The following is an 11,186-nucleotide window of genomic DNA, read 5'->3' on the forward strand; positions in this document are numbered from 1 at the left end:
GCCTTTCTTCTGCATATACTTTGGAAACTCATCTTGAATCCATTGCAATTCCTGCCGATTAAAGACGTTTTTCCCTTGCAGTTTACCGTCACGCATCGGCACAACTCCCAAGTGCATGTGGGGAGTTTTCTCGTCATTATGTACAGTCGCATAAGCAATATTCCGCTCTCCATAACGTTCCGCAAATAACTTATAGCTTTCTTCGAAAAATCGCTTTTGCTCTTTCTCATCAAGTCCGTCAAAAAATCCTCTATCTGATGTCACAAGTAACTCATTTACAAGAACAGCATCTTTCCGTGTTTGCCGTGTTCCAGTCTTCTGGATCTCGATAATCTCTTTTACTCGTTTGTTGTAATCAATCTTTTCGGGATTCACCAAATCATAATTCAAATGGCAACGACTTTTATCAATCTCGTGATTCGTTTTACTCTCACGTTCTCTCTGGTTATGAAACTGCATCCCTTTTAGGTCGTAAGATTTCATTTTTTGCATCCGGCAAACCGCAAAACTCATGCAGGAATCCCCCTCATTTCACCCGCTATTTTGGGGCTAGATTTCGGCAAAAACTTCCATGTAAAGTATAACCCACTATACTTTACTCCGTAAAATGTGGGGTCTGCGACGCTGTTTTTCGGCTTTCGCCGAGCCATGCCGCATGGCAAGACCGCGGGGGATTTCGCTCCCCCACCACCCCACGACCAACGGCATCCCGTTGGATCGCAATAAAAAAGATCAACCAACCCCACCCTTCCAATATTTGGAAGGGATGCCCCTTCGGCAGGCAAAAACCGAACAAGGTTCGGTTTTTTTCAAGAGGCTTTTGGTGAAGTGAACGTGTCAATTCCCTATCCTCCCGTCCCCTTTCGGGCCCGGTCCGGTACCATTGACACTACCAAAATCTTGTCCTCCAATCATTAAAAGAGAACACCCTTATAAATAAAAGAAAACAAAGAGGCCTTGATAGAGCTCTTTGTTTAGTTAACATAAAATCCGAAAACAGAAGTTTAAAATACAAAAGATCCCATGCTGTTTTACCACTTATTTACAAATAGTCATAATATTTAGAAAATTTATAATTTTTAGTATTTACAAGGTTCGACCCTGGGTGTATGATAAACACAAGTCAAACATCCATCTTAAAAAGAAGGTGAATCCAGTGGGATAGAGTAAGGCGAATGTACGAATGATGTACAGGGTATAAAACCAAGATCTATTGAAAAAGAGGGTGATACCACCAGAGTAACGAAAGGCGAAGGCGGATGATCCATACGCTGGGTACGAGAAGATCATAGAACTTTTTCAGGCAATGTTTTTCCTCGCCACAACCCATCTTTTTTTAATTATGAGATTGAAAAATCAGTGAAAGGATTTCAATGTAATGAATGAAGAAATAGTGTAAGCGACCTTGTCCTTCCAATATGGATGACGAGGTCGCTTACTGTTGTTTTATGCTCTTTTTTAGTGGAGTTGACTCTTGATAAGGTTTCTTTTATAAGATTCGCTTCTGTTGCCAGAAGTAGAGTATAGTAGGAGTAATTGAAAATATATTCCAGGAGGCTGCAGCCATGTCACAGGAGATTTGGATTAACCTGCCGGTCAAAGATGTTGAGAGGTCAACTGCCTTTTTCAATGAGATTGGATTCCATGCGGTGAGCGTTGGTAACGAGAGAGCCAAGCTTGCCATAGGACAAACAACGATTCTACTGTTCCCGGATGCGGCGTTTGAGAAATTTACAGGTTCAAAAACCGCAGATACTTCCCATAGCGCGGAAGTAATATTTTCCATTGGCGCTGAAAGCAGAGAAGAAGTAGATGCATTTATTCAAAAAGTAGAGTTTGCCGGAGGAAGCATCTTTGGCAAGCCGAGTGAAATTGATGGCTGGATGTACGGCGCAGGATTTGCCGATCTGGACGGTCACCGCTGGAACCTGCTGTACATGGATGAGAGCAAAATGCCGAAACGCTAATATGGAAACACCGGTCACCTACTTAAGGTCACCGGCGTTTTTCTACGCCCCGTATGATCTCATATCTGTCATTCAATCCAAAATCGTTGCTTAGAAGGAAAATTCCTTAACGTTGTAAATCCGCATTTTTCTGATGCTACCCCTCTCATAAAAAACAAAGATGCATACTGCATTCATGTCAGGTTAACATAACACATCATTATCGGAAGTAGCCATGCCCAGGGCATCCGCACCAATACTGGGTTTCTCGAAATCTCTCAATTTATCAAGTATGCAGGATTTTATGCAATGCCCTAGTGGTACGGGTTTGTCGGTTCCAGCTGCTTGTCCAGCATGCCGAAAAACTGTATAAAATCCTGCATATTTTCTGTTATGGTTTCGTCACCAATTTTTTCACTTTCATAGACATATTTAGAGACTAAGGGCAGACTAGAATGGTAGGGTATTCCGTCCTTATGCTATAGGTATTCCTTAGGGATTGCCCCATATCACACAAAAATTTTAAAGATCCTCAAGCCATTACCTAATTGGAAGTTTGAGCCCCGCCCTTGCCATTCCTTGTGTTCAGATGACTGTTCAGGAGTTGGTTGCTGAAAGGGTAGCTGAACAACTCAAAAAACACGAGGAAAGCTTAAAGGAATGGCTAACTGAACAGCAAAGACAGCAACAAGAATTTCAAAGAGTATTACTCCAAAAAATAGATGAACGTGACCAAAATCTAATGACTATGATCCGTGAAACTCAGGAGACCAAAAAACTGATAGCGGCCACACAGCAAAAAAAGTGGTGGCAGTAAAAATGAGGCACACAGAAATGTAATCTGTGTGCCTCATCCATATCCTGATAGCTCAATCACACTTTTTTAACGTGCATTAGGAAATACTCTTCGAACCGTTTCACTGAATTCTTCAAATAAACCTTTTATCGGATCACCTTGCTTAATTCTTTTTCCGTAATCCTTCATTCGTTTAACAAAATCAGGGTTTGATGATACATATACGTTCCGAATATTCGGATCTGTAGCCCTTACTTTATCTGCAATCTTATTTTTGAGACGATCGGTTACTTCGCCTTTTGCACTATCGCGTAAAACAACTGCAGCATAGGCATTTCGGTTTGTAACAATAACGTTTGCTGTCTTTACTTCGTCTAGTTCTGTTATCCGATCAGCAGCTTCATCAGCTATTTCCATTCGAGTTTCGTTATTACGATCAAAATCATTGTTTTTGTTTATATTGACATCATTCTGCCTGTATTGAACATTTCGGATTTTATTGTTATCGCGATTGTCCATCGCTTCGTTTTTTTGGTTTGCTGCACAACCAAACAGTAAGAGAATTGGTAAAAAAGCCATTACTAAATACTTAACCTTTTTCACTATTACCACTCCTAATATGATTTATAACTTTTAAAATGACCAGATTGGTTATGCAATATACATAAACTAATAATGATAGCAGCCACCCAACAAAAAATGGCGGGAGTTTTGGAAAAAACAATGAGCTCATAATCAAATAAAAACCCCCCTCATTCCGCCGATTCAGAGGGGAGTTTTTATTTGAAGATAGGTGAATACACGGTGTTGTACTCTTTTTCACTGTATTCTTCAGATCGCAAAATATACAGGATTTTATACAATTTCAGGGAGGGAAATAAAATGGCAAATTTGCCACAACCTTTGCCATTTCTACACTGTATAAAATCATGCATAACGTGAAAATTCATAGACTGGACAGAAGGTACATACGTATCAAAAAAATAGTCACTTAATAAGGTGACTATTTCTTTGATTTCCTGCATTTCATAAAAAACGCAGTCCTTATCTTCTGTCTCTGTTATAATCTTCTTCAGATAGAAAATACAAAATTGGGGGATACCTAATTGTTTAAGGAAAGAGTTAGCTTTCAAGGAGATATATACACAGTCATTCACGATTACAAAAATGGTATGATTGAAATAAAAAACAAGGATAGAAATTGGGATGTAAAATTAGTTAAACGAACTGAGGTACAGGTTGTAAAAGAAATTCAGTAAAACAGAAAATATATAGCTACTACTTTTATTTCTGCTTTCGCTCGTTATGGAAACGATGGATAAAACGTAATAACAAAATGATTTTTGCTTTTCTGTTGGTAGAGTGCTATAGTGAATTTAAACCATTTTACTGTTCATATCATAGAGATTTAAATAAGCTGTAACTTCAGGGGGGAGCAAGGTTAAAACTCTCAGAGGTTGCAGTTTTTTTAGCTCTTTTTATTACTTGTAAAATGGTCGAAAATGGATATGTACATAAAGGTACATGGTAGGAGGATTTTTTTCATGGAAAACGGTAAAGTAAAATGGTTTAACAGCGAAAAAGGTTTTGGATTTATCGAGCGTGAAGGTGGAGAAGACGTATTCGTTCACTTCTCAGCTATTCAAGGTGAAGGGTACAAGTCATTAGAGGAAGGTCAAGAAGTTACATTTGATGTTGAGCAAGGCAATCGTGGACCTCAAGCTACTAATGTAAGAAAAAAATAATTGGAATGAAAGGGAAGGGTATTACCTTCTCTTTTTATTTTGGAACAATGATTACGGATAGGCTTTTTTATTTTTGTAATGGACGGAGGTCAACTACCCACCACTTAAACATTAACACGTTGAGGGGGGAGGCTTCTTTCCTGAAAATCTGTTAAATAAAACTGGATCAGTAGAGAATCCGAAAAGTCCATTTCTATACAGAAGTATTTTTACATAAAAAAACCGACTCACGTTTTTATTTTCATGAATCGGCTAGTGAATCTTATGATAGAAAGAAGTCATTATGATTTACTCCTCATTTTTGATGTCTTAAGTGAAGAAGTTTATTTATTACGACGAATTAGAGCGTTTCCGTATGCGTCCATTGATTTTACATAGCTTTCCATTACTGAAGCGACGAAATTTGAAAGTTTTTTCATTTGATTTACCTCCTTAATGTAATTGATTACACTGTATATTTTTTATAGCTTAATATTTATTACGAATTAGAGCGTTTCCGTATGCGTCCATTGATTTTACATAGCTTTCCACTACTGAAGCGACGAAATTTGAAAGTTTTTTCATTTGATTTACCTCCTTAATGTAATTGATTACACTGTATATTTTTTATGTTTTTTTAGCAAATCAGCTATATATTCATGGTAACGGAAACAATGAAAATGAAAGCGAATAATTCTTCCATTTGAACTACTAATACGACATGTTAGGTACATTTAGAAACATTTTGGGTGCCATTTTTTCAGAAAGATAGAAGAAGAGTATAAGAGGTTGTTCCCTTGCTTTTGGGCAGAGACTGGCTGGGGGTGTGTGGGTCATGAGTGATTCTGTTCACTGAATATGAATGGAGTATACAAAAAAGGATACACCTTTTAATAAAGATATATCCTTTTAAAAATTTGCCTGTAATTTTATCTCTGTGCTTTGTTTTTTTAGAGAGGAATTTATCAATACGTCTAATTGTTGACTACATTGGATCGTTTTAGGGTGGGTTAGTCCATATACTTTCCCTAAATAGAATAGTTGCTCTCTTTTTGTTTCAATTAAATTTCTAAGACTAATCATAGTGGCAATCCTTCTGTCTAAAGTTAAATAGTAAGTAGATTAAATAATAACTAAAAGTAAGTTCATATAAAATAGTCCAAATTATGGTATACATCTAGAATATTTTTCAATACATTTCTGTTAAAATTGTATACAAAACATTCAACAAAACCTACAGTATTTCCTTCTTTTTAAGAGTACTTTTTATTGAGTTTTAGCACTTCCCTTGCTTTTGGGCAGGGGATGGCCGGGGGTGTGTGGGGCAGAGCCCCCACATGAGCGTGTAGGTATAAGGGGAAGGAGCAATACCAACGGACGGATAATCTGGCGGTTCGGCTCGTATAATTGCTCGCGCAAGCCGATATCCTAAATTTTTCCTTTTGTCAGTCAGCTTGGCGAAAGAGCCAAAACGAGCCGAACAAAATCATGCAAGGAGGCGAGAGCCAAGGTGGAGATTTTTTGAGTGGGTTTCCCAAAAATACTACTTGGTCCTTGTGTGATTTTGAGCCCCTAATATAGAGAGTTAAATAGTAAGTGAGTGTTATGAAAGGCACAAAATATCGGAATAAAGGCCAAACCCTATGCGCTGCTATCCTGCTTGGATAGCTCCTCCATTGGATTACCCTCTAGTTCAATACGCTTCTTGTATGCTTTCTTTATTATTTTGAATTGCGGGCTTTCCTTCTTCTTAATTCCTAAAATCTTCAGGTATGCTAAATAAACGCTAAGTTTTTCTGTAACTCCGAACTGCCAATCCTTCCCCTTATAATTCATAATAATGTTGTGCATCTCTACGAAAAGCTGTCTATTTTCATCTTCTAAAACCTTTCGGTCTATTACTATTGCGTTGGTTACGTCCATTGGCTTAACCATTCTTAGCCCTCCTTCGGAATTTATAAACGTCACAGGTTGTCGGAATAAAAGCCAAGCCCTTGCCCATATTCTAGGAATGTTAATAGCATAGCTTCGTCAGTAGGCTAGTTTAATCCGAAGCTAGAATACGAATATTCAAAGTTTATTTCTGCTTCAATCGCTCTACTAAGGTTTTTATTAGTTCTATGTCTGATTGCGATAGCTGCGAAATGTCTCCCAGTAAGTCCTGCATATCGGGACTGGTTGACTTAGATACTTTAACGCCCGAAATAATGTACTCTATAGGTACTTCGTAAAGCTCCGCAAGTCTAATTAACATACTTAAGCTCGGTTCATATTTTCCTGATTCGTAACCGGATAGTGTATTATTTGCTACGCCGATAATCTGAGCAACCTCTACTTGTTTAAGTCCCTTCTTTTCTCTGCATATTCGCAACCTGTGACCAAAGTGCATATAAGCTCCCCCCTTCCATTCAAGTCATTTAAAGCCACAGGAAGCCCGTTAGCGCGTCTTATCGAATAGAGTAGTAGTTTCCTATGTATTTTTCGTTAAAACAGCTTATCGGGCGATTACAGGCGTATGAAAGTTATACGTTAGCAGTCTCCTTTTGGTACATCTTCATTTCTTCCTCTAATTGCCGCTGAATAGCTAATAGATCTTCGGTATTATCTTGCTGCTGCTGCTTTTCACCTGCTTGTTCCGCTAATTGCTGTTTCACATCTTCGGATAAATCCTCTTTGCGCGTTGACTTGCGATTGCTACCGCCTTGATTCTTCTGGCGCTGCTTTTGCCCAAATGACTTCATCTTATCCTCAACTATGCTAATCACGTAGTTTTGTGCCTTCTCCCAATCTGTACCGCCTATCTGCTTACAGTTAGCAGCTACATCTAAAATAGCTTTGATAGTCTTTTGGTTAGTAATTTCACGTTCTGCAATTTTAGCATTCACTAAAGAAAGAATATCAGCCTCCGTGATAACGGTAGGTAATACTTCTTCTTCTTCAAAATCTTTTAAAGGTTCTTTTAAACCTATTCTATTTGGGTGATACTCAGAGACACCCTCCCCCTGTCTCTCTGTGACAGGGTATTGTTTACTACCCTGTCCTTCTGTGACAGGGTAATTAGAATCGTGTTTTTCATCGATTTTCTCTGATTTTCTCGTTCTTTTGGTCGCTACTATATCTTTTCTCTTCAAAACATCCTGTTCGCCGTGTTCCTCTGTATATAACTTCTCCAGTGCTACCAACAATGGAGTTAGGTCATAATGATTCGGTCTTTGTACACCTGTTTCTTTATCGGTCACATTGATAATATCCAAATACCCTTTTTCAAAAAGGCTGCTTAAATATTTTTGTACATTCCGTAATGATACTTCCATGTCTTTTGCTAATGTTTCTTGTGAAGGAAATGCATTTCCATCTTTCCCGCCATAACCGAAAATGATTGTGAGCAATCGGTACTCTGCATTTGTAATGTTTAAAGCCTTGCATTTTTTAGCAAGGTAGTTAGGGGTTGGAGTAAATCCCTCTTTAAAATACACATTGTATTTTCCCCAAACGATTTGCATTTTCATTTCATCCATAGCTTTTAATTGATTCATAATAAAAAGACCTCTTTTCCATTTGAATTTACGAAAAATGGCAAGAAGTCTCGAAAGGATAGAGTTGACCCTCTAAAAAACTATGTGCTAATATGATGCTAATAACATAGTTTTAAAAAAGGGTATACTATGCCCTTTAAGCTTCTTACGGGAGCCTTTTACCTGAACATTCCGCCAAGTTTGATACAGGTAAAGGGCTTTTTTCATTTTTGCGTATGTATTTTTCCTAATCTTAGCTTAGCATTGTTTTCCAATCTAGTTCAATTAAAATATGAAGAAGGAGCTGCTAGACTAGCAACCCCCTCGCATTTTATAAAACAACCTGGTGATTTAATTGTTTATATAGATGATGAAGAGCATTGAACTACCCCCACCTACTCGCTAACGCTCCTTGAGGTGGGAGATTCCGTATCTTCTTCCTAGGAAGCGAAATACAGAGCCGTTCAACAGGCTTCTTATAGAGCAAATAGGGAGAGCTCACACTTCCTTGTAAGGAGCAAAATCACCGAGGTGACTTTGTCCCTTACAAGGAGTGATAGCTGCTTCTCTTTTTTCACCCTATACGTGTTGCGATGTTCTTGCACCAATGCGCCCACCATTCTGGAGCTAGATCCTCTGGCCTTTGCAGCAAAATGGTGGTGATACAAGAACAGGCTGCGCCATTCCAAACGAGGTCAGGTTTCTATTTCTTCTAACCAAACTTTTGGTACATACTTCTACAAAACATCACGTTTTGGTTGGATCAGCCCATAGGTGCAAATCTCTTCGCTGAATAGTGGATTGGTCTGGCCCAACACATGATAGAACAAATGCGGGTGAAGCGCTTTGAATCTCCTTGTCAAAGCACCCTATTGCTTCCAGTAGTCCCCTTTCTCTTTTGGTTTATTTTGGTAATTTTATCAAAAGAACGTACGTTTGTCCAGTTACATTTCCCTATTCATCAAACATGCTAGGCGGTTGCCTAGCCGACATTCATCCCCCACTTACCACTGGGCTACGCCCATCACGTGCTTGAAGCGGGGGTTTTCTGTCGGAAAATGATAAAGTATAATAAAGTTAACTATTTTGTTCGGTGAAAGAACAAGAATGGTAATATAATGTGGAATCATCCACACAGGGGGAAACAGCATGCTACAAGGTACAGTAAAATGGTTTAACGGTGAAAAAGGTTATGGATTTATCCAAACAGAAGAAGGACAAGACGTTTTCGTTCATTTCTCTGCTATCCAAGGTGAAGGATTTAAAACTTTAGAAGAAGGTCAAAAAGTTACATTCGAAATCGTTGAGGGTAACCGTGGAGCACAAGCTGCTAACGTTCAAAAGCAATAATGAAAAAGAAGCCTTTCCCGAATCAATGGGAAGGCTTCTTTTTCACGGGGACACGATAGAGACATTCAGACCCTTTTATTGATATCATGTTTTCACTAGGCTTTGCCTAGTCTATCACCCTATGTGATAGCAGAAATCCCTTATGCTCTTCAAGGGCATCCCTACTTCCCGAACAGTCTCGCCCAAAAGGATTGGCTAGAACGCCTCTGTTCTTCGGCTGCTATGAGGCGTTTTGTTTCCTGTGTATCTCGTATCAATTCCATAAGTGCAGCATCCCTTCCGGCTTCCCTTTTTTCTAGCTGATCCTCTAAACGCTTCACATGCTCGATTAGGGCGCCTTGCTCCTTCCGCATACGCTCCATTTCAAGAAACATAGCTTGTAATATTTCTTGTGTTTTATCGTCCGTCATAGCACTGTTATGAGGCGTTATAGTAGGCGTTTCTTCCGTAACATCAGTTGCTACGGTATCGGCTGTATCGCTTGCCATTGCTACATTTACTGCCTGTTCTAGCGTTATTCCCTTCTTCTCCATCGCAGCTATGACCCTTTGTAATAACAGAACGTCTTTGTTATAAAAAATCCTAGAATTATTTATGCCACGCTCAAAGCGGTAATTAGATTCCTCCAGGGCTAAACAATACTTTCTTAATGTGCTATCTGCGATCTGTAGTAACTTAGAAACTTCCTTACTCCAGTATGTCTGTTCCATTTAGCCCTCCCCTTCCTATGTCCGTCACAAGTCTGTTATTCGGTTGCTATAGGGCGTTATCCTTCCGTTATGATACAGGAAAGGACTAGGGAATCGCTAGTGTTTAAATGCCAGGGGAGTGGACATAATGCTGATACCACTAACTGAACGGTATGCACATCAAAATTAGGAGGGATTCATAATGAGAAAGACTATTGATTTAGGTAATTTAATGCAAAACGTACACAATGCTTTGTTGGACGGGAAAGCATCCTCAATGGATGGAGAAGACAAGTATATAGCTGATGTAAAACAACGGGTGCCGAAAATAGAGCAAGCCCTTCAAAAGGTAAAGAAGTATTTAGATCAAATCTCCCAACCGTAAGCAGAAAGCACCTTCCCCCGGATAACATCAACGTCCAGGGGTTTGTATTTCCTGATTATAAAATTTCAATTACAGTATGTGAAATTAAAGTTTGTTTGAACGACAATCCGTCCATAACACCGTGTATAACCCTATTTGTTTTGTGTTTGTGTATAAGCGGTTTTAATAATTCAAGATAAAAAAACGATTTCTCTATAGCAAAATCGAAAAAAGCCTAGCAAAACTGCTAGGCTTTTTGTATAAAATCTCAAACTATCTCTCCATTCCTCGATCTCGACTTCGAGTTTGTTGCTTTTCTAGTTTCTCTTTTTCCATTTGCTCTTGTTTTTTCGCTAAGAATTTTTGAGCCCCTTCAATTTCGTCCTTATCAAAGTACTTCTTTAATAGCTTCTCTTTCGCTTTATCTAAAATTTCAGCCTTGATATAGCCAGCCACGATGGAGAGTTCAGGAATTTTCCCCTTATAAAATTCTTTAACTTTTTCCAGTGTTCTTTTCAAAAAGTCATTCTCTTTTTGCAGTTCCTCCTTGTCTGTTTTTAAATCGCCATTCTCACTCTTTAACAATTCTCTTTCAAGTGACACGGCGTCCTTATCACGTTGCAACTTTTCATTTTTGATTTTAAGGCTCTTATTTTCGTCTCTGAGCGTTTCTGAGGCCCTTGCTAGCATCTAATATCCTCAAAGTCTTCTAACGCAATCTCGACCGTTTTGGGGCACATAAGCCCCCCTCGCTCTTTTACTTCAATCCCATCCACGCTTTTAACCTTGTCTAAAGATTGAT

13 protein-coding genes and 1 pseudogene are annotated in these 11,186 nt (G+C 38.8%); 6 read left to right on the forward strand and 8 right to left on the reverse strand.

The genetic code is table 11. The annotated features are described in order from the left end of the window. Positions 1-513: MobV family relaxase (gene mobV / locus AAHB12_RS30355; RefSeq protein ID WP_342048809.1), on the reverse strand; the 513-nt coding region annotated here is incomplete at its 3' end. A 1,052-nt stretch (positions 514-1,565) separates the two neighbouring features. Between mobV and AAHB12_RS30360 the strand changes: the two genes are divergently transcribed. Continuing rightward, positions 1,566-1,967, forward strand: coding sequence for a VOC family protein (locus AAHB12_RS30360; protein ID WP_129731953.1), 402 nt, complete (start codon positions 1,566-1,568; stop codon positions 1,965-1,967). Between the two features lie 568 nt (positions 1,968-2,535). Beyond that, a pseudogene (locus tag AAHB12_RS30365) lies at positions 2,536-2,763 on the forward strand (DUF3967 domain-containing protein); the annotation flags it as partial. Between the two features lie 66 nt (positions 2,764-2,829). Here AAHB12_RS30365 and AAHB12_RS30370 read toward each other — a convergent pair. Further along, on the reverse strand, positions 2,830-3,348 hold the full coding sequence (locus AAHB12_RS30370; protein ID WP_425455964.1) for a YhcN/YlaJ family sporulation lipoprotein: 519 nt from the start codon (positions 3,346-3,348) through the stop codon (positions 2,830-2,832). A gap of 500 nt (positions 3,349-3,848) precedes the next feature. Here AAHB12_RS30370 and AAHB12_RS30375 point away from each other — a divergent pair, with 500 nt between their 5' ends. After that, positions 3,849-4,001: a hypothetical protein gene (locus AAHB12_RS30375; RefSeq protein ID WP_165350923.1), complete on the forward strand. Its 153-nt coding sequence runs from the start codon at positions 3,849-3,851 to the stop codon at positions 3,999-4,001. A gap of 285 nt (positions 4,002-4,286) precedes the next feature. Then, positions 4,287-4,487, forward strand: coding sequence for a cold-shock protein (locus AAHB12_RS30380; RefSeq protein ID WP_129731955.1), 201 nt, complete (start codon positions 4,287-4,289; stop codon positions 4,485-4,487). A gap of 888 nt (positions 4,488-5,375) precedes the next feature. Here AAHB12_RS30380 and AAHB12_RS30385 read toward each other — a convergent pair. The 4 genes from AAHB12_RS30385 to AAHB12_RS30400 all read right to left on the reverse strand — a co-directional run bounded on the left by AAHB12_RS30385 (position 5,376) and on the right by AAHB12_RS30400 (position 8,002). After that, the gene (locus tag AAHB12_RS30385; protein WP_342048811.1) at positions 5,376-5,549 is read right to left on the reverse strand and encodes an aspartyl-phosphate phosphatase Spo0E family protein; all 174 of its coding nucleotides are present in this window, start codon (positions 5,547-5,549) and stop codon (positions 5,376-5,378) included. Between the two features lie 558 nt (positions 5,550-6,107). Then, a complete protein-coding gene (locus tag AAHB12_RS30390; protein WP_342048812.1) occupies positions 6,108-6,401 on the reverse strand; it encodes a hypothetical protein in 294 nt (97 codons plus the stop codon). A 142-nt stretch (positions 6,402-6,543) separates the two neighbouring features. Continuing rightward, the gene (locus AAHB12_RS30395) at positions 6,544-6,855 is read right to left on the reverse strand and encodes a helix-turn-helix domain-containing protein (RefSeq protein ID WP_129731941.1); all 312 of its coding nucleotides are present in this window, start codon (positions 6,853-6,855) and stop codon (positions 6,544-6,546) included. A 133-nt stretch (positions 6,856-6,988) separates the two neighbouring features. Next, entirely contained in the window at positions 6,989-8,002 is a 1,014-nt protein-coding gene (locus tag AAHB12_RS30400; RefSeq protein WP_342048813.1) for a helix-turn-helix domain-containing protein, read from the reverse strand. Positions 8,003-9,130: 1,128 nt separating this feature from the next. Here AAHB12_RS30400 and AAHB12_RS30405 point away from each other — a divergent pair. Next, positions 9,131-9,331 (forward strand): cold-shock protein, encoded by a 201-nt coding sequence (locus AAHB12_RS30405; RefSeq protein WP_342048814.1) that lies wholly within the window; start codon positions 9,131-9,133, stop codon positions 9,329-9,331. Between the two features lie 161 nt (positions 9,332-9,492). Here the strand turns inward: AAHB12_RS30405 and AAHB12_RS30410 are convergent, their stop codons facing one another. Further along, complete coding sequence (locus AAHB12_RS30410) at positions 9,493-10,041, reverse strand: DUF3967 domain-containing protein (protein WP_129731947.1); 549 nt, start codon at positions 10,039-10,041, stop codon at positions 9,493-9,495. Between the two features lie 181 nt (positions 10,042-10,222). On the opposite strand from AAHB12_RS30410, the gene AAHB12_RS30415 reads away from it, so the two are divergent. Continuing rightward, positions 10,223-10,405 carry a hypothetical protein gene (locus tag AAHB12_RS30415; RefSeq protein WP_342048815.1) on the forward strand — a complete coding sequence of 61 codons (183 nt, stop codon included), beginning with the start codon at positions 10,223-10,225 and terminating at the stop codon, positions 10,403-10,405. Between the two features lie 252 nt (positions 10,406-10,657). Here AAHB12_RS30415 and AAHB12_RS30420 read toward each other — a convergent pair whose 3' ends face one another. Continuing rightward, positions 10,658-11,074, reverse strand: coding sequence for a hypothetical protein (locus AAHB12_RS30420; RefSeq protein WP_342048816.1), 417 nt, complete (start codon positions 11,072-11,074; stop codon positions 10,658-10,660). Positions 11,075-11,186: the final 112 nt, after the last annotated feature.

It is taken from the genome of Bacillus sp. OTU530, from assembly GCF_038440375.1.

Excerpts from the sequence above, each read along its gene's own strand:
- AAHB12_RS30360 (WP_129731953.1), top strand. The coding sequence starts at position 1,566 with ATGTCACAGGAGATTTGGATTAACCTGCCGGTCAAAGATGTTGAGAGG.
- AAHB12_RS30380 (WP_129731955.1), top strand. The coding sequence starts at position 4,287 with ATGGAAAACGGTAAAGTAAAATGGTTTAACAGCGAAAAAGGTTTTGGA.
- AAHB12_RS30385 (WP_342048811.1), bottom strand. The coding sequence starts at position 5,549 with ATGATTAGTCTTAGAAATTTAATTGAAACAAAAAGAGAGCAACTATTC.
- AAHB12_RS30390 (WP_342048812.1), bottom strand. The coding sequence starts at position 6,401 with ATGGTTAAGCCAATGGACGTAACCAACGCAATAGTAATAGACCGAAAG.
- AAHB12_RS30395 (WP_129731941.1), bottom strand. The coding sequence starts at position 6,855 with ATGCACTTTGGTCACAGGTTGCGAATATGCAGAGAAAAGAAGGGACTT.
- AAHB12_RS30400 (WP_342048813.1), bottom strand. The coding sequence starts at position 8,002 with ATGAATCAATTAAAAGCTATGGATGAAATGAAAATGCAAATCGTTTGG.
- AAHB12_RS30405 (WP_342048814.1), top strand. The coding sequence starts at position 9,131 with ATGCTACAAGGTACAGTAAAATGGTTTAACGGTGAAAAAGGTTATGGA.
- AAHB12_RS30410 (WP_129731947.1), bottom strand. The coding sequence starts at position 10,041 with ATGGAACAGACATACTGGAGTAAGGAAGTTTCTAAGTTACTACAGATC.
- AAHB12_RS30415 (WP_342048815.1), top strand. The coding sequence starts at position 10,223 with ATGAGAAAGACTATTGATTTAGGTAATTTAATGCAAAACGTACACAAT.
- AAHB12_RS30420 (WP_342048816.1), bottom strand. The coding sequence starts at position 11,074 with ATGCTAGCAAGGGCCTCAGAAACGCTCAGAGACGAAAATAAGAGCCTT.